Origin of the sequence: Salinigranum marinum (genome assembly GCF_024228675.1) — an archaeon.
In the GTDB taxonomy this organism is placed as follows: Archaea; Halobacteriota; Halobacteria; order Halobacteriales; family Haloferacaceae; genus Salinigranum; species Salinigranum marinum.
The window spans coordinates 2886899-2906348 of record NZ_CP100461.1; the positions used below are offsets into that span (position 1 = coordinate 2886899).

The 19450-nt window shown below is 55.0% G+C and carries 10 protein-coding genes and 1 pseudogene; 7 read left to right on the forward strand and 4 right to left on the reverse strand.

Annotated elements, in window-relative coordinates; all coding sequences use genetic code 11:
• Window positions 1-114: 114 nt before the first annotated feature.
• From NKJ07_RS14295 to NKJ07_RS14315, 5 genes are all read left to right on the forward strand, one after another.
• On the forward strand, window positions 115-708 hold the full coding sequence (locus NKJ07_RS14295; RefSeq protein ID WP_318567480.1) for a site-specific integrase: 594 nt from the start codon (window positions 115-117) through the stop codon (window positions 706-708).
• Between the two features lie 450 nt (window positions 709-1158).
• Window positions 1159-3669, forward strand: a complete 2511-nt coding sequence (locus NKJ07_RS14300) for a helicase-related protein (protein WP_318567481.1) — start codon at window positions 1159-1161, stop codon at window positions 3667-3669.
• A 35-nt stretch (window positions 3670-3704) separates the two neighbouring features.
• The gene (locus NKJ07_RS14305; RefSeq protein ID WP_318567482.1) at window positions 3705-4280 is read left to right on the forward strand and encodes a hypothetical protein; all 576 of its coding nucleotides are present in this window, start codon (window positions 3705-3707) and stop codon (window positions 4278-4280) included.
• Window positions 4281-4304: 24 nt separating this feature from the next.
• A complete protein-coding gene (locus NKJ07_RS14310; protein WP_318567202.1) occupies window positions 4305-5471 on the forward strand; it encodes an ISH3 family transposase in 1167 nt (388 codons plus the stop codon).
• A gap of 282 nt (window positions 5472-5753) precedes the next feature.
• Window positions 5754-6863 carry an N-6 DNA methylase gene (locus NKJ07_RS14315; protein WP_318567483.1) on the forward strand — a complete coding sequence of 370 codons (1110 nt, stop codon included), beginning with the start codon at window positions 5754-5756 and terminating at the stop codon, window positions 6861-6863.
• On the opposite strand, the gene NKJ07_RS14320 is transcribed toward NKJ07_RS14315, so the two are convergent.
• The gene (locus NKJ07_RS14320) at window positions 6853-7845 is read right to left on the reverse strand and encodes a transposase (protein WP_318566693.1); all 993 of its coding nucleotides are present in this window, start codon (window positions 7843-7845) and stop codon (window positions 6853-6855) included. The two genes, NKJ07_RS14315 and NKJ07_RS14320, sit on opposite strands and share 11 nt — an antisense overlap.
• Before the next feature lie 65 nt (window positions 7846-7910).
• Between NKJ07_RS14320 and NKJ07_RS14325 the strand changes: the two are divergent.
• Window positions 7911-10175, forward strand: a pseudogene (locus tag NKJ07_RS14325) (Eco57I restriction-modification methylase domain-containing protein); the annotation flags it as partial.
• Here the strand turns inward: NKJ07_RS14325 and NKJ07_RS14330 are convergent.
• A complete protein-coding gene (locus NKJ07_RS14330; protein ID WP_318567485.1) occupies window positions 10172-10711 on the reverse strand; it encodes a hypothetical protein in 540 nt (179 codons plus the stop codon). The pseudogene NKJ07_RS14325 and the gene NKJ07_RS14330 sit on opposite strands and share 4 nt — an antisense overlap.
• Window positions 10712-10774: 63 nt before the next feature.
• Window positions 10775-11311, reverse strand: a complete 537-nt coding sequence (locus NKJ07_RS14335) for a hypothetical protein (protein ID WP_318567486.1) — start codon at window positions 11309-11311, stop codon at window positions 10775-10777.
• A gap of 202 nt (window positions 11312-11513) precedes the next feature.
• Here NKJ07_RS14335 and NKJ07_RS14340 point away from each other — a divergent pair, with 202 nt between their 5' ends.
• Entirely contained in the window at window positions 11514-16811 is a 5298-nt protein-coding gene (locus NKJ07_RS14340) for a DEAD/DEAH box helicase (protein ID WP_318567487.1), read from the forward strand.
• A 275-nt stretch (window positions 16812-17086) separates the two neighbouring features.
• On the opposite strand, the gene NKJ07_RS14345 is transcribed toward NKJ07_RS14340, so the two are convergent.
• Window positions 17087-19318, reverse strand: coding sequence for a DUF7845 domain-containing protein (locus tag NKJ07_RS14345; protein WP_318567488.1), 2232 nt, complete (start codon window positions 19316-19318; stop codon window positions 17087-17089).
• Window positions 19319-19450 lie beyond the last annotated feature (132 nt).

The window sequence follows — 19450 nt, forward strand, 5'->3', positions numbered from 1 at the left end:
AGATAATCGACTTATCGTACAACCCGATTACGACCAGCCGGATTCCCTCAGCTGAATCCGATATTTGACCCTGCTGACCGAAAGAACTAGACGCATTCTCTGCGAAACTCGATTATGGTTCGCGTTGACGACGCCGACGACATCACTAAGTGCTGGCTCTCCCCGGAAGAGTTGACTCGTCTCGAAAGATCGGCCGGCGAGGATGGTTGGGAGCGTGAAATTGCTGTGCAGCTGATGGGCCGCTGTGGGCTACGAGCCTCCGAGGTGAACTATCCCAGCGACGGACATCTCCGCTACTCTGAAGACGGAGACATTTGGCTGTTCGAGGTCCGCGGCAAGAACACCAGCGGTGGAGGACGCAAGATCCGTGACGCATGGATGCCTGACAGAGTCGCTGAAGACATCCACAAGTACAGCCGAGAACGTGGGTTGGACTCCTCCGAGTCATGGGTGGACGTGAGCACGCCCTCGGTACGACGCTGGGTGAAAGAAGCTGCTCACGCGGTCGCAGACAACACCGGTGAACCGCGCTGGCAGTCAGTATCCTCGCACGACCTCAGACGCTCGTGGGCAACGTATCACCTCGTCGAGCGACAAGTCGACGTTCGAACCATGATGAGTGTTGGCGGCTGGTCCGACTACTCTGCAATTGAGCCGTACCTCGCGGAGCCGACGGAGGCCCGGATTGGAGAGGCGATGAACGTCTAAAACGAACCAAGGGAGTGCTCATCGACGATATCCTCACCAATAGAGATAAGTGACTATCAGGAACAGGTCTGGTCATCCGCTCAGGCCTCCATTATGAGCTCTCACCTTCCACAAAATATCCAAGCAGGATCCGTTATCGACAATAGAAACCGTCTCTGGCGGGTAGATTCCAAAGAGGGGAACGTCGTCACGGCGACCCCACTTGACGGGAACCTTGCCGACCGACATCGGTTCTACGCCCCAGTAGAAAACATCGTTGAGGGGAGCCTCGACCCTCCGAATCCAGAGCAGATTGGTAGTCCTGAGTTCCAGCGGCTCCTCAACCGCTCGTATCGGCTCTCAATGCTACATGGGACTGCCCCTCTGGTGAGCCTCCAACGCTCTCGTGTGATCCCAACGGAGTATCAGCTCACTCCCGTTGTGATGGCATTAGACATGCCGCGCGTTCGGATGCTCCTGGCCGATGACGTCGGTCTCGGGAAGACCATCGAAGCAGGGTTGATCACGAGTGAGCTCATGGCCCGTAACCAAGCCGAGCGTATCCTGATCATCACCCCTGCCAACCTACGTGAGCAGTGGCGGGAGGCGATGAATTACTTCTTCCACATCGATGCGGACATCATCAGTCGTCGCCACCGGAAAGCGATGGAGAAGGAGATCCCACCGGGCACTAGCCCGTGGGAGCACCACTCCAAGCTCATCGTCAGCATCGACTATGCGAAGCAGAACAGCATCCGCAACGAGATCCTCAGTCAGGACTGGGACCTCGTCATCATCGACGAGGCACACCAGGCCGCGAAGCCCCACGAATCCTCCCCGAATGAAACGGTGGATATGCAGCGATGGGACTTCGCGACGGAGATCACCGAGCACGCCGAGCACTGTCTTCTCCTGACGGCAACACCGCACAACGGTTACTCTGACTCCTTCGCGAGCCTCCTCCGGATGCTCGATGTCGGGGCGGTATCGGGCCCTCGGCACGATCCGGACATTAATCGACAGATTGCACAGCAGCACGTCGTTCAGCGTCGCCGTGACGACGTCAAACAATGGTTTGCGGACGCGGAGGGTGATAGTCCCTTCCCGGAGCGCGATCAGGATGAGGTCCGGGTCACGCCCACGAACTGGGAGACAGAGACGTACGACGCTGTGCGTGAGTACGGAGACCTCCTGATGTCGACGGCGAAGTCGTCGGGAGCCAAGAGTGAGACACTTGCCCGTTGGTCTGTCATCCATTTCCTCAAGCGCGCCCTCAGCAGTCCTGAAGCACTACGTCAGTCGCTGAAGAATCGCCAAGACAAGCTCGAGGAGCGGCTCGACGAACTCGACGAGGAGGACACTATCCAAGAGACAGCTGGGATCTCCGAGTCGATGGCGCAGGCCAATGCGCTTGACAACGACCCTGGCGAGGAGTATAGTGAGGAAGAAGTCGGTGAGCGGGTCGAACGGGTAGTCGCAGGCGATCGTGGAGCTATTCGGCGTGAGCTGGACGCACTCGATGACGTACTGGAGAAGGCGGAGCGCATCACCAAGACACGCGACTCGAAGCTTCAGAAGCTTCTCGACGAGACCCTCCCGAATCGTTTCCAGTACCCACGGGTCATCCTCTTCACAAAGTACGTCGACACGCTGGAATACCTCGAATCACAGATTCAGGAGTCGACGAACGACGAGACTGACGTCTTCACACTCCACGGCTCGCTGAACGAAGCACAACGCAAGGAACGCTTCGCTGAGTTTGAGGAGTCGAGCCGGGCAGTCCTCATCGCGACTGACGTTATCAGCGAAGGGATGAACCTTCAGCACGCCTCGAACCAGATCATCCACTACGAACTGCCGTGGAACCCGAACCGTCTAGAGCAGCGGAACGGTCGCATAGACCGCTACGGGCAGAAGGAAGACGAGGTCGTCATCCGGACGATGGTCGTCGAAGATAAAATGGACGTCGCCGTCCTCGAGACTCTCGTCAGGAAGGCAAATCAGATCAGAGAGGACTACGGTTTCTCTCCACCGTACTTCGGCGACGACGAGGGGATTCTCAGTCTGTTGGAGGACGAAGGAATCGACGCCGGTGTTCCCCAAGCTACGCTTGAGGAGTTCGGGAGCAACACCACCACGGCTCGCAGCGACTCAGTGAACGCCTTCGACGACGACACCTTGGACCGCATTAGGTCCGAGTCGTTCTACGGCCATACCGAAGTCGGGCTCGATGAAGTCCAGAAGCGACAGGAAGAGACCCACCAGCGTATCGGTGGTTCCGGAACACTAGAGGAGTTCGTCAAAAGCGCACTCAATCTGTTCAACTGCGACTACGAGATAAACGTCCAGGGGTACCTCGACATCGAGATGACATCCCCCCGCCTCCGTGGCCCGGATATTATGACGGAGTACGAGAACGTCACCTTCGACCCTGGTAAGGCATCTCAGTCCTCCGACACCGAGATGCTGGACATCGCCCACCCGCTTGTCCAGCGTTTGATCGAGGCAGTCAAGGAAACTGCACTGACCGACGAGGACCGCTACGGTCGGACGGCCACCCGCGGCACCATCGAGGTCGACCAACCGACGGCAGTGTACACGGCCCTCGTCCGTTACGTGGCCGACACCGACCCGAATCCGACGATCATGGAAGAGTTGATTCAAGTCGGACTTCCGGTATACGGGAACAGTCCCTTGGATCAAGATTTGGTTGGGAGGCTAGAGGACAGCGAGGCCAAACCGGTACAGCGCTCCCAACAGGAGAAGCAGACTGACCTTCGAAGCGCTATCGAGCACGACGGTCTCGACGACGCCATCGACGACTTGGCAGAGCAACGTCGGGACCAGATTGTGGACCAACGAACGGAGATGCGTGAGCGTCTCAAGGAGTCGGGAGCCGGCGGATGGGCCACCGGCATCGACGACGTGGAAACCGCGAGTACCGACCTGCTGACTGTCACCGTCTACTACCCGAGTGCCTAATCATGAGTGGCCAAGCATCATCTGCCGACGCTGAAATGGACGCCGAACACATCCCGAAGACAGGGTCGACGACGTTCATCACCACCAGTGGTGGCCTCCTCACAGAACAGTTGGTGAGTAAGCTGCGCCAGCGCCAGACAGAAGAATCCGCAGTTCGGCCAGAAACCTTCGCCCTCCCGGAGGAGACGCCTCCTTCGGAGTCCGAGCTGGAAAACGAGATCGGCGAAGCGTGGAATGCTCTCCGTGAACGCTGGGACGAGCTCACGATGAACAACGAGCTGTTCGGGATGGATATCTCGGACGCTCGTAACAAGTGGATTCTCAGACTCTTCCGCGAACTCGGCTTCGAGCCCGTCTTCCAGCGGGAGAATTTGGAAGCAGGGGGCCTCGAAACGAACCTCTCGCATAAGGGCTGGCCTGACGAGGGGATCTCGAACTACGGCGAGATGGAAGGACACCTCGCTCCCGTTCTGCACACGGTCCCACCCGGGCAGCAACTCGACGAGAAACCAGAAGACGCTCCGCGTGGTGCAAAGAGCCCACACGACACACTTCAGGAGTTCCTGAACGCGAGCGACAACCAAGACTCAGTACTTCACGAAGCCGGTTAGTTGAGACGTCTGCTTGCGGAAGGTGTGCTTAGAACCCAGCAAGCAGACAGTAGACTCCATGAGGACCAGATTCTTAACTTCCTCGTCAACACCCTTGACGAGGAAGTTTCGATCACTCTCGGTGAGAACGCTCAGATAACGTCGGAAGAGATCTGTGAGGTCCTCGTCGGCGCGTGCGCCGACGGGACCTCAATCTCGACACTTTGTGAGAATAGTGCTAACTCCCCTCGTGCCAACGCCGTCCTCTATCATCTTCGGACGAAGTTCGAGCTGGAACAGCTCGAACGAGTCGGAAACACACTCCTCCAGCGAGATATTCTCGATGCCCTTCCCAAGCAGGTGGAGGTCGTCGCTGACCTCCACCTGCGTCCCTACTACGGTGACGAAGACGGCACAGAGGGCCTCTACCACTCGGAAGCCAAGCGTGGAACAACCGCATTCCACGCGTACGCGACGCTGTACGCACGCGTGAAGAACAAACGCTACACGCTGGCGGTGCGCCGTCTTGTCGACGGCGACACCGCCAGCAGCGTCCTCGCCGAGTTTCTCGGTATCCTTGACGGCCTTGACCTCGGCGTCAAGGCCGTCTACCTCGATCGAGAATTCTACGACAGCAAGTGTCTCACGCTGCTGCAGGCGCACAACCACGCGTACGTCATCCCGATTATCCGGTGGGGTCAGTCGATCAAGCAAGAACTCTCCGAGGGCTGGAGTCGCGTGATTCACCACGACATGACGGCGAAACTCGACGGTCACAGCTGGACCGTCGAGTTTCCCGTCTACATCGACTGTACCTACCAGAACGGACGATACGACGAACATGGCGTGGCGCGTCACGGCTACGCCGCTGACGCGCCGTTCATCAATTCTCCTCGCGACGCTCGATACCACTACGCGAAACGCTTCGGTATCGAGGCCAGCTACCGACTCTCCGAGCAAACGATTGCGACGACTACGACACAGGATCCGGCGGTACGGCTGCTGTACGTCGTAGTGAGTTTGCTGTTACAGAACGTGTGGCGGTATCTGCACTGGGAGTATGTGGCGACGCCCCGCCGAGGCGGGCGTCGCCTCTGGGAGTGGTCGTATAAGGAGTTCACCAACATGATCCGACGGGCAGCGTGGACGGCCCTCGCGACGCGTCGGGCCGTCCCCGCAAACCGACCGCCGGACGACCGGTTCGTCCGGTAACGACCGATCGAGTACGCCCCTGCGGTGAGTGGCAAGGCTGTCGCGTCGGCGGCGGATCGCCGCCGACAGCGACGATCTTCTCTTGATCTTCCGGTGACCCCCTCGTCAAGATCGATAGTGGAGTCGATTCGACACGGAACTTAAGCTTCAGAGGTGGTTAGCCGAGGAAGTTTCGTGAAGTACTGAGACTGGGCAGTCGTCACGAACGGGCTGACGCTGCGTGTTCTCCGAGACTACTACCACACGTACACGCGGGGGTACGTCGAATTCGACCTCGAGAACATGTTCACCAACCGCAACTATGGGGATTTCCGGGCGCTCTACCGCCTATGTCACGCCTCCCGGTTCATCGAACCTGTATTTGAAGACGATGAAGAGGACGCTATTGAAACTCCACTGGAGCAGCTCTACCAGGTCGCGCTCTCGACAGGCGTGAAGGTTGGTCAAGATCTTCAGGATAACGTTGTCAGTGCACTCGAAACGCTCGGGAATGGATTTCTTACCTCGGAAATCGAAACGGCGCTGGAGGAAGGCGGACAGGATGCTGCGGAGGACTACTACCAGGATTTACTCTACGTCGTTTACCGGCTGCTATTCTTGATGTTTGCCGAACAGAGGGGCATGATGTCTCAGCGTGATAGTCTGTATACGACCGAGTACAGTGTAACTAAGCTCCGAGAAAGGGCAGAAAAACGTGATCAGAACGATCGCAACACGGACATTTGGGAAGGGCTAAAAGCGACGTTTGAGTTGGTCGGCGAGGGTGATAGAGTACTGGGAGTCCCTGGCTACAACGGCGACCTGTTTGACGACGAGAATATAGAATACATTCTAGATGCCGAATGTGCGAACAAGAGTCTCTTGAGTGCAGTCTATGACCTTACTCACATAGAACAGGACGGCTATCGCCAACGAATATCGTACGCTGATTTAGGTGTCGAAGAGATCGGTGCTGTGTATGAGAGTCTGCTGGAGTTTACACCACAATTAGCTGAGACCGTCATTCAACTGGACGACCGGACAATTTCTCCGGACTCATTCTACCTTGATGACCGCGGAATGGACCGCAAAGGCACTGGGAGCTACTATACAGACCCTGGCCTTGTCGATGAGCTCATTCAGAGTTCACTTAAGCCAGTGGTGGAGGACCGGGTTGACGAAGACGCGTCTAGCAAAGTGCAAAAGCAACAGTTGTTGGATATCACTGTTTGCGATCCTGCCTGTGGGAGTGGTGCATTTCTCATTGCTGCCAATAATTTCCTTGGCCAGAAGCTCGCAGAAATTCAGTCTGACTCCCTATATCCAGACGAACGGACCATTAGGCAGGCACGTCGCTCAGTGGTACAACATTGTCTCTATGGAGGGTGTCATAGAAGAGTTCTCACACCGTGATCACGGTACTTCCCGGATTGTCTCCACGTTCGTAGTTGGTGATTGCGACGACGAGGCGAAGGCACAGGGCGAGAAATACCTGCGCCCGTGCGTGGACGCGGCCTCGGGCGTGCGTTCGCCCGAGGCCGCAGTCCTTCACTGATTCGTTGGTTCGTTCGACTCCACTACGGCGGTTGTACGTCTCATCCAACGTGGACTGCTTCAACTGAACGTCCTCGCCGTGTTCGGTGATGCGGTCTTCGACCCTGTACTCAATGTCTTTCGGGTCATCAGCGTTCCGGGCGTTGTATGGAGCGACTGGCACGACCCCTGCGGTCAGCAGGTGGTCGTGCCAGTCGAGCGTGTCGTAGGCGCTGTCACCGACCATCCAGATCGGTGTGGCGACGGCGAGCGCGTCACGCGTGACGCGCATCGCCGTCTCTTCTGGCGCTTGCTTACTCTCGGTGAACTCCGCTCCGATCGGGATCTTTTGCCCGGTCGAGACGATCGTACAGCCGTAGCCGTAGTAGTACTCGTCGTCGGTTGGATCGTAGCACTTTGAGGCGTCTGGATCGGCGGGCATCGCCCTCACGTCTGTTGAATCGATACAGTAGGTCAAGTCGAGCAGGCCGCGCCGGGCGGCCTGCTCGACGAGGTGGTCGAACACCTTGTCAACGACGTGTTCAAGATCGGTGAGAAAGCGATCGACCGCGTCTCTCGACGGCGGTCGATCGAATCCACAGCTCAGCCAGACGACCGTGTTCCGAAGCTCTCGTTCAACGGGACGAATGCCGTAGATGTCCTTGTAGTAGCAGTGGAGAAAGCCACGCATCAGTTCTGGTGGTTCGTGGTCTCGTGTTCGCCCCGTCTTCGCCGGGGCGAACACGTCGAACTCTTCGAGAAACTCGAAAGAGAGGTGCTCGAACAGCGCTAGCGTCTCTGTCTCCACGGCATTGAAGAACGAGTCTACCGAAGGATCATCTTGCAGGGTCGCTGAACTCATCCACCTCAGCGTTCACCCTGCTCTTTGGTGTGCTAATCGTTCTATGACACCCTCTCTATGGTGTAGACCTGAATCCGATGGCCGTTGAGTTAGCGAAAGTCAGCTTATGGATCAATTCGGCAGTTGAAGATAAACCTTTGAGTTTCCTTGATCATCGAATCAAGCAAGGTAACTCATTAATCGGAACGACCCCTGAGTTGATGAGCCAGGGGGTTCCCGTTGATGCGTATGACACTTCGAGCGGACGAGATTGGCACAAAGGTAACGAAATTCGCAGGAGAGTTAGAAAGGAAAATGACAACGTTGATGATCAGCAACAGCAGGTCCGGTTGGATCGTCAATGGGGAGAGGTAGATGACGATTATGTTAGTCTTGCAGAACAGCTCGAGCAAGCGGACGAGATAAAAATAGAAGACGTACAAGAAAAAGAGCGAATCTATCGAGAATTCCGTAACGAGGACACCTTTCAACGAGAAAAGTTAGCCCATGATGTGTGGACTTCCGCTTTTTATTGGCCCCTTGATGGGTCAGCGGATGAATACCCAACACCCAACACTATCGAGCATATTCGCCTTGATCCACCTGAGCCATCTGATAAGCCAATTGATGAACTGACTGGGTTACAGGGGCTTCAAGTTAGAGCATCGAAAATTGCAGATGAAGAATCGTTCTTTCATTGGCCGTTAGAATTCCCGGCCGTTTTCTCAGATGGAGGGTTTGATTGCATGATTGGAAATCCTCCGTGGGAATCTTTAGAAATGCGAGTAGGTGAATTCTTTGGAGTTAGAAAGCCAGAGATTGCTACCGCAGGAACACGGTCAAAGCGTCAAAAAATGATCCAAGAGCTAAAAGAAACGGATCCAAAACTCTTTAGCGAATACAAGAGTGCTAAATCGAATATTGAAAGTCGTGTGTCTTTCATTAAAGAAAGTGGAAGATATCCTACAACGAGCCATGGGATGATAAATACATATGCACCATTTGCGGAATTAGCAACGGATTATATCAGTGGCTACGGCCGATCTGGAATTATAGTTCCTACTTCTCTGGTAACTAGTTCTGATACTCAAGAGTATTTCCAGAAGTTACTAGACGGTGACCGATTAGTTAGTCTGCACGATTTTGAAAACCGACGTGGACTCTTCCCAGAGGTCGATAGCAGGTATAAGTTTAGCCTTTTAACAATCTGTGGGAAAAGAGAAAATATTGAAGAATTCGAGCTGAGTTTCTACTTACATACAACTCAAGAGTTGGGTGAGGAAGCCAGTAAAATAAATATGACTAGAGAAGAGATAGTAGCTTTAAATCCTAATACAAAGACGTGCCCAATATTTAGAAACAAAGACGAAGCCGAAACAACTGTCAAAATATATGGAAATGTTGGGTCATTCATTGATCAAACCGCAGAGGAGGAAAACCCCTGGGGGGTTGAAACTCAACGGATGTTTCACCAGTCAGATGACTCTGGTCTATTCAAAACAAAGGACGAGTTAGATATAGTAGATCAACAGACAGTCATTAGAACTCATGAAAATGAAAAATACATTCGATTTTACGAATCTAAGTATATGCATCAATACGACCATCGATTTGCTACATATTATGGAGTAGAGTCAGGCGACTTAGATAGTGCAAAGCCCCAAAGATTGCCTCGGGACGTGAAGGACGACCCAGATATATTCGTAGTCCCTCGATACTGGATCCCGCTCGACAGCTATGAGACAAAAAGTGGTGAAGACTGGCATTTAGCTCTACGTAAGATCACTAATCCAACCAACGAAAGAACGGTTATTTCAACAATATTGCCAAAAGTCGCCACCGGGAACTCCATGACCCACATTATAAATGCTGAAATTGAGGATGCACTCCTCCTCATGTGTTCGTTTAACAGCTTTGTGCTCGACTATGTAGCTAGACAAAAGTTGGGGGGGAATAATCTGAGTCAATTTATCACGAAACAACTTCCTATCCCATCACCGGAGCGCTTCGAAAATATTTATTATCAGGAAAGGCCAGTAGGAAAAAAGTTACAAGAACTTGCCACTCAACTGGTTTTTAACGCACATGACTTGAATGTCATTTCGGACAAAAATATGGATGACATTGTTGAGTACAATAAGCCGGCTGGGAGGCAGAGAGAGGAAATTAGGATTGAGATCGAGGCGATTATGTGTCATATTTACGATATTTGTGAAGATGATTTCACAAAAATATTTGATTCATTCACCCAGATTAAAAAACGGGATGAGAAAAACCATGGATACTTCAAAACCCGAGACGATATTAAAGAAAAATATCACGAAATAGAACAAAAATTGACATTCAATTAGCTAAGAGGTAGTTCACTTACTAAATTCTCCATCGATTTGTCGGCATTCGCGGTACTAGACTCTCCAGTTAGTATTATTTTCCCGGTTCTAAAGATCATAAATGTGCCACTTGCATAGGCCGGTTTATAGAAAATACACTGTGATTGTTCCGGGTTATATTTTGTTTCCCCACATTGTAGTCTATCAAGTAAAACACTGAGCTCAAATTCAGAGGGAAGTTGCTCTACAAAGACTAGGTTTCGTATTTCAAAGCAATCCTTCTGGTCAATCGTCCAGTCTTGTAGGACATTATTCATTTCACTTTTCAACCGGTCACTGGTCTTTTGTAGCTCCTCAATTGAACTAGCTCCCGCAATGTTGTATTTTCCTGTTCTAAACAATAGGACGGTGGCCCCATCTGGGTCAAACAATAATTTTAGTGCAGGATGATACTCTGGATCATAAGTTGTCTTATGACATTCCAGTTCCTTCTGAAGTTGTGCCAGATCCAGTTCTATGTATAGATTCCCTCCTCCAACAGCGTTCACTAATTCCATGGAGAGTTGCCTCTATTAGCCAGATTCTGTTTTGTCATTATATTAATATTTATTCACGAACATTCACCCGAAGCGACGAAGCTGAGATCTGAGTTCGTCTATTGCATCTTTAGCATTTTTACGCGACCGGTCTCCAGTATATATGATGCTGCCTGTTCTAGAAATCATAAATACACCTCTATGATTCTCGGGGTCATATTTTAACTGGGGAAACTGCTCCGGCTCATACTCCACGGAACCTGGATTCAGATGCTCATATAGCTCATTGAGATCTATTTCGTATCCTAACTCAGATTTGAATACCAGATAACGAACCTCAAAATCACTGTTTTCTGGATATATAATTAACTTCGCGATATATTCTCTTAGTCTCTGGAACGCTTGCCGTAAGTCTTGAATACTATTTGCTCCTGCGATCGAGAATGCACCTGTCCTGTAGAGAATTATGGTTGGGCCCTCTTCACTCAACTGAAAACATAGATTAGAGGCTACCTCTGGGTCGTATTGTATATTGAGTATATCATTACGCTTGGCAATAGACGGAAGGTCAACTTCCACGCCTAAGTCTCCCCCTCCAACCGCGTTAACCAGGTGGGTCATCGAATGTTGATATACCTCGCGTAAGGTTATACCGTTTGTTGATGAGTGATCCATCCGTGTTCGGATAGCTCTGTCCCCACCAACGTCCGATGTAGAGGGTTCATGAACGCACACTCTGAGGCTCAACTATCGAGTGTCAAATCGAATCCTAGACAGGAGCACTGCGGGTGAACTTTTTCAGACTGTGCATTCATTCTAGGGTATGTCCACAGTTCTCAATCCTTTTGAGGCTCTTGAACAGGTCCAATCCTCATATCAGTCGTATGTTGAGACGTTCCAGAACGTAGATGACAGCATTATCGAGTCCTGGATCGAAGACCGCGTTCGAACGGGCAAAGTGCTTTGGAAGGAGCCATTTGTCCAACTGAACCAGCGATTCGAACACGGCGATACACTCGAACAGTTCGTTGCCGATGGTGAACTCCACGAGGGAGTTTTAGACATCTTCACTGGGCGAGAAGGGAAACCCATCGAACCCTACAAGCACCAGACTGAGGCGATCCACTCCATTCAGGCAGGGAACAACACCATCGTCTCCACGGGCACGGGGTCGGGGAAGAGCTTCGCATTCGGTATCCCGATCGTAAGCCACTGCCTCGAAGCCCAGGAACGCGGCGAGGACGGAGTCAAGGCAGTCATCGTCTACCCGATGAATGCACTTGCCAACTCCCAATACGAGGACTTCGCCGAACGTCTCGACGGCACTGGTCTCCGTCTCGGACTCTACACGGGCGATACCCCGCACAATCCTGACAGCGAGGCCGAGTTCCTCCGGCAGTTCGGCCGCGAGGAGGCGTACGACTCCGAGGTCGTCTCTCGGGAAGAGATGCAGAACGATCCCCCGGACATCCTGATGACGAACTACGTCATGCTCGACCTCATCCTTACCAGGCATGACGACAAGAAGCTCTTCCCGGAGATGCACGAAGGAGCTTTGCAGTATCTCGTCCTCGACGAGATCCACACCTACACCGGGCAGCAGGGAGCTGACGTCGCCGCACTCATCCGCCGACTGAAACAGAACACGGGGAGCATCGGCGACCTCACCTGTATTGGAACCTCTGCGACCGTTCAGAGCGAAGAAGGCATCGACGCAAACGAGGAGATCGCCGACTTCACCGGCCGGATGTTCGGTGCCCCCGTCGACTCAGAAAACGTCGTCCGCGAGTCACACTATCCGCTCGGGCTCACGGCTGATGAGGAGCTCCCACCCACAGTGAAAGTCACCGCATCGGATATTGAGGGGTTCAGCGGGACTCTCGACTCCGCGCTTGATCTCACGGAGAAGCTACTGGATCGCTCGCTGATACCCGCTGAGACTGAAGACGAGGAATCCCTCGGGAGTGTGCTGGCAGGCCATCCCGCTATCGAATTCCTCGACACAGAACTCAGCAACCAGAGCCAACAGATATTCGCCGGCGATGAAGCCGGGGAGGTGGAGGACCTCGTCGCTCGCTATCAGAAGGAGCACCGCCCGGATGAGTCTCGCGAGGCGATCGAACGGGAGCTCCAGGCGGCGTTGCTCGTCGGAACGGTCGGCACAACCGCGGTTCAGGGAGAGCAGCAACCGATTTTCGTTCCCAAGCTTCACTCGTTCTTCAGTCAAGGGAGTGGTCTCGTCGCGTGTATCTCAGAGGACGCATTCGACTCGGAAACACCCCACCTCAGTGACGCTGGGGACGTGGAGTGTCGGGTGTGTGCGGAAGAAGAAGATCGTCGGCGTGACGCATATCCGCTATCGTTCTGTCGTGGCTGCGGACAGGAGTTTTACACTGTAACCATTGACGAAGACGGCCACGTATCGCAGGGAACTCTGAGCAACTTCGTCGACACGGAGGAGGACGAGCGAGCGGTATACCTGATGCAAGGCGATTGGGACTCAGACGGGACCTCTCTCCCGGACGAGTGGTTGACCGAAGAGGGACTGCTCAAAGACACGTATAGAGAGGCTGAGCCCAGTAAAGCGACATATTTCCCGGATAATAACCGACTTACGCAGGGTCGCCCGGAAGAAGGGCAGTTCGAGGATGGCATGTTCGCGGGCCAGGGTGTCGACGTCACTATCGTCGAGTCACCGTTCCTGTTCTGTCCGAACTGCGGCGTCCACTACACTCGCCGTGTGAAGAACGAATTCAACAAGCTGTTCACCTTCGGCACGGTCGGCCGTTCGACGGCGACTGACGTGCTTGTCGGGAATACGATGCGGAACCTTCCGGAGGACCAACAGAAGACGATCGCGTTCTCCGACAATCGCCAGGATACTGCCCTCCAGGCAGCACACCTCAACAATCTGTACCAGCGTGTTCGGTTTCGCCGAGCGCTCTACACAGCACTCCGTGAGCATCGGGGATCCATCGGACTGACCAGTCTGGGTGATCGAATCTTCGACGTGCTGGAGGACTACGACTCATTACCACCGGCCATTGACACTGGAATGTTCGGTCCATCTGCCGACCAGCGCGAGCGATACAGCAACTACCTGCTATTCAACGCGATACTCGAACTCGGCCGCGGCCAGCAGCGGACGCAGCAGAGTCTCGAAGACGTCGGTCTACTGGACATCGAATACGAAAACCTCGACCGCCTCGCCCAACATGACGAGGTCTGGGAGGGCATCTCGAAACTCGAGACAGCCGACCCAGCCGTGCGGGAAGAGTATGTCCACGGGGTGCTGGATATCTTTCGACGGAGCAACGCCGTCGACCACGAGAGTACGCTGACCTATACCAATTTCCGGCGGGAGGTTATCAGTAAACTCGACGACGAGGTTCACTTCCACGGACAGGAGTATTTCAACTTCCCAGTAGGGTACAGCGACACCGCAAACACGGACGGTCCGAACCGTGTTCGCCGACTCACGCATCCGCGTTCACGACACGTCAAGTGGACGACGCGGGCTCTCAACGTTGACACCGACACTGCCGCTGAGATCATCACCGCTGTCGTAGACGTCATCAGTGACAAGGAGATCCTTAAGCTGCTAAATCAGCATTCGCTCCAGTACACCGGAAAGGTGTATATGCTCAATCACAGCGCGGTCAGAGTTACTGAGGCCGACTCCAGCGATGTTCGCGTCTGCCCGAAGTGTGGGACACCGACTACGAGGTCCGAACTCAACGTCTGCCTGAACTACAGCTGCGGGTCGATGACCCCGGAAGAGACCGAGCTTGAGCACTCGTACTTCTACGATCTCTACACCGAGACGTTCGATGAAGCTGTGGACATCCTCGCCGGAGAACACAGCGGGCAAGTCGAGGGAGAGCAACGGAAAGAACTGGAGTCGAAGTTCCGAGAAGGTGAGGATATCAATACCATCGTCTGCACGCCGACGATGGAACTAGGGATCGACATCGGTGACCTATCCAACGTCTACATGCGGAACGTCCCCCCGAACCCGAGCAACTACGCGCAGCGCTCGGGTCGAGCCGGTCGCCAGAATCAGCCTTCGCTCGTCACAACCTTCTGCGGTCGGGGATTCGGCCGTGGCTCACACGACCAGTACTTCTACCGACACCCCGAACGGATTATTTCAGGGAAGATCAATCCGCCGACTTTCCTGCTGAACAACCAGGACCTCATCGTCTCCCATATCAACGCACTCATCTTGGAGACGGTGAATTTGAAGCTCTTCGGGGCACCTGAACAGATTCTCTCTATCGAACCAGAGGACAACAACTACGAGGTCAAACCCGACTATCGGGCAGACCTCCAGCGGGAGGTGGACACCAATCGGAGTGAGATCATCCAGGCCGTGAAGGATGCGTTCGCGCGTGAACGAGAGAATACTGAAGTCGGGGAGTGGCTGACCGACGACTTCATCGAAGACCGCGTGAACGAGTTCGTTGAGAACTTCGACAGTGCGTTCGATCCGTGGCGGCGAGAGTACACGAGATTATGGAGGGAACGCCGTCGGCTCAACAACCTCCTCGGTACTGAGAGTGGTTCGTACCAGGACAAGCGCGAGCGTGACGCCATCGAGGAACGTCTGAACGACATGCGGGCTGGCGACAAGAGCTTCTACACCTACCAGTATCTCCGCTCACAAGGATTCCTGCCGAATTACGGCTTCCCCCGTCACAGCACGACGTTGACGTTCACTTCACGCGAGGATGATATCCAGCGAGACCAGACGCGGGCAATTAAGGAATTCGCACCTGGGAACCACGTGTACTATGACGGTGAACGGTTCGCAGTCCGCTACGCCCGTCCACGGACGGAGAACGCGGAACCGGTCACCAAGCACATGCGCATTTGCTCGGAGTGTGAGGCAATTCTGATGGGTGACGAAGCCAGGGAAGCGGCCGCGTGCGTTGCGTGTGGCTCGTCGTTCGACGGAACACACTCGAATCCGGATGCGATGGAATTCCCCGATCAGCACGCACGGCCGGAGGAGTACATCACGAGCGACGAGGAGGAACGCCGACGGCAGGGGTACAACATCGATAGCTACTACGAGCAGACCGACCGCGTCGAGGAGTACAGCCTCACTGGCAGCGATGGACTGGAAGCACGAGTGACGTACGAGGCGAACGCGAACATCGTCATCGTCAACAGCGGCCTTCGTGACTCTGACGATGACGGACTCAACGGATTCGCCCTCTGCATGGAGTGCAATCGCTGGTTGACGAGTGAGGACCAGATCGAGAAGCACGTCGGTGACGAGGGTAACTGCTACGCGAACGCGACAAGCGAAGTCATCCGACGTGACATCGAGCTCTACACCGAGGGAGGTCACGATACAATCACTCTGACCTCACCGCTACCTGCTGGTATCGATCATGACCGGACCGAGGAATTCTACACGACGCTCAAAGAGTCGGTCTACCAAGGTATCCTCAGGGCCTTCGACCTCGATGAGGAAGAACTGGAAACCTTCGTGAAACCAGCGACCGACCACGGCTTGCTTACTATCGTCATCTACGAGACAAGCGAAGGCGGGGCGGGTGCGTTGCACTCCCTAATGGAAGAGGCCCGGATGCGGCAGGCCTTCCGTGAGGCTCAGACGGTCCTCCATGGAGACCCCGATGACGAGGGATGTGAGCGGGCCTGTTACGAATGCCTTCTCTCGTTCTATAACCAGATGGAACATGAACTTCTGGACCGCACCTTGGTCGGCTCTTGGTTGGAGTCGATGACCGTAGCCGATCTTGAGGCGGTAGCGACGGAGCCTGCAGTAGAGAAAGACTTCGACGCCCTCCTGGCTGCGTGTGACTCGGGGTTCGAGCGCGAGGTACTGCAGGAGATTCGGGACGGAGGGTTCGAACTACCTGACGCGGCTCAGCACACCATATACGACGGCGACGAGCCAGTCGCAAAGCCGGACTTCTTCTATGAGCGCTCTGGCTCGTCGATTGCTGTATTCGTCGACGGCCCAGATCATCAGAAGGATTACGTCAAAGAAGACGACGACAAGAAGCGTAATCGACTACGTCAGATGGGTTTCCGAGTCATAGCGGTCACCTCAACCGAAGACGTGGCGAAAAACTGGGATTCGATCTGAGCTACAAGGCGCGCCGAGTCAGGCGCGCCGACAACCCCTTTGCTTCTGCTGGAATCCGCCGAGCGAAGCGAGGTGGTACTTTCTGCAAGTGGCTCCTTAGCCACACCCCTAACGGAGAAGTGGGTACCCCGTGCCGAAGTTGCAGACGGACACGTTCGCAGCAGCTATTCAGTGCTCATGAACCACCGGTGAGTACCCACTACCTGAGCCAAAAACAAGCAAAAAGAACCGCTAAATGGAGTGTTGGATAGTGATGCCTCTCACCAGTCACTTCGCTATCCGGGCTTTCCGAGCGCGTCAGCGAAGTTCTTCGGTGCGTACATCGTGCCGTCAACGAGCTTCACGACAGGCGCGAATTCGAACCCGAAGCGACGGATCCTCTCTCCCGTTACTTCGGCCCAGCGTGCAGCGCCTTCTCGAAGCAGTCTGCGCGCCTCGCGGAAGTCTGCCGGCCTGAATCCGACGTCTAACCGGTCCGGATCTGCTCCCTCGGTTTGCCGAATGCTGCCACCGTACCGGTCGAGCCACCGCGTCCACGGATCATCTCGCTCACCGTACGTCTCGGCACGGAACAGCCCATCCAAGGCTCCCTCAAGCCCCTCGTGGATGCTGTCTTTGACCGAGTCGATATACCCGGTCACCTCCTGGGCAATGTACTTCGAGGCGATCTGCACTTCGCCGTAGGTGTGCTCAACGACCGGCCCGAGCCGTTTTAGCGCTCGGTAGACCGTATCGATGTGAACACCGATAGCCTGCGCAAGGTCTTTCGGCGATGTCGTTCCTCCGTCTGTCAGGAGTGTGTCGACGAGTTCCGCGTCCGTCTCGTTCATCTGGCTCGCGATACCGAACACCTGAGCGTCCTGCTTCTCTTCGATCCTGGGTAGCCGGTCACGGAGGAGCTTCCGCCATCGGCTGGAGCCTTCGACTTCGAAGTAGTCGTCAGCCACGTAGAACTGCGAGTCTGGTCGGACCGGGATGTCCGACCACTCGAGAACGTTCAGCAGCGTCTCGTCCAGCTCGCGCTCGAGTTGGTCGAGATCGTCCCAGTACAACGTCTCGTCGTGGATCGAATTCTGGAACGAGACGCCAATCTTTGGATTCTCAAGCTCCGTTCCCTCCACCGCATCGGGATTCCGCATGTAGTAGTGCTTGATCTCTTTCGCAAGGGTGTGACCGCCGATGAGATCACGTGCTCGCATCGATCCGATCGTCGCCGTGTGGTAGTGTCCAGGGCACTCTCTGTCGTCTCGGATCGTCTTGGCATACCCCTCGCGGTCACCGGACAGCAGCAGCGAGATCCGGTGAATCGTCCCATCGTAGGCGATGACCCTGCCCGTCTTTCCATCTGTGACTCGAACGTACAGCTCTGCGTCGACGATATTCGAGGACGAATGTGCTGCTTCGGGTGCGAAATCTTCCGGGTAGATCGGGGTGGGACTGTTGAAGCGGAACCCTTGCCTGTCAGCCAGCGATGCTAACGCACGCTGCAGGATGTGGGGGTACTGCTCGAAGTCCCAGTTCGCCCCCTCCATCTCGATATCGTATCCCTCGATATCGCACGGGTTCGACATGGATCGAGCACCCTCGACCGTCTCGATGTTAGGCCACCGCGGGGAGATACGGAAGTACGCCCGCTTACGCGCCTCTTTCTTCGCGTCCGACCACGAGGAGTACGCGTTCGGGTAGACGTACACGAGATACTCGCGGACCTCGTCGAGACGGAAGCTTGGATCGTCGCGAGGCGCGATACCGCACCCTTTGAATCCGAATTCAACAGCCCAGTCGTCACCGTCGATCTCGACATCGGTACGGAGACGACCGTGTTTCTCGAAGTCGTGCTCCTTCTGCAGGGAGTTGAGACCGAAGTAGGACCGAAGCGGGTTGTCGAGGTGCGAACAGTCCCATTTGAGATACGCGTGGAACTCGTGCGGCTGTGGATCGATAAAGAGCCTCGACGCCTCTTCTTCCTCGTCTTCAGCTTCACGTTCGACCTCCTGGTCGTTGAAGGATTCGTCCTCGACTGGCTCGCTCGTCTGCTCTCGATGCTGTGCTCGCTTCTGAGCTGTCTGGTACGCCTCACAGCCGTTCAGGTGAGCTTCGAGGTCTGCCCTTCGGGTGATGGGATGCTTGCAGTAGCGGCAGTGTGCGACGCGCTCGGATGGACAGGTCCCTTCGTGAGCGCTTGCGTCGAACTTGTCGTCGAGGCGGAGCCGACAGAATCGGCACTCTGCAACATGAGTCGACGTACGCGAGAAGGTCGGTCCGACAGAGCAGCGTCCGTTCGTCCGCTGGCTTGACTGTGCGTCGGCGGTGGTGAGCTCGCCCGTGTCCCGATTGGTCGACGAATCAGTGGTCTCAGGTTCCGGCTTGACCTGGTCTGACCCTGCATCCTTCCTGAGAGCGTCTGCCTCGGGTTGGTCGACCGAGGATTCGATAGTGTCTCTGTCGTCGCTTGTGACGGCTTCAGCTGCATCGAGTTGGTCGAAGAGGTCGTCCGGGTCCGTCACGCCGACCACCCCACTTCAATGGTCGGTGAATTGGCGGCGTAACGCTCAATTGGCCCGGCACAGACGTTACACACGGCCGACCACCTCCTGGGGAACCCGCGTGGTCCCCCTGGTTGGTCGGTGCGCGCCAAT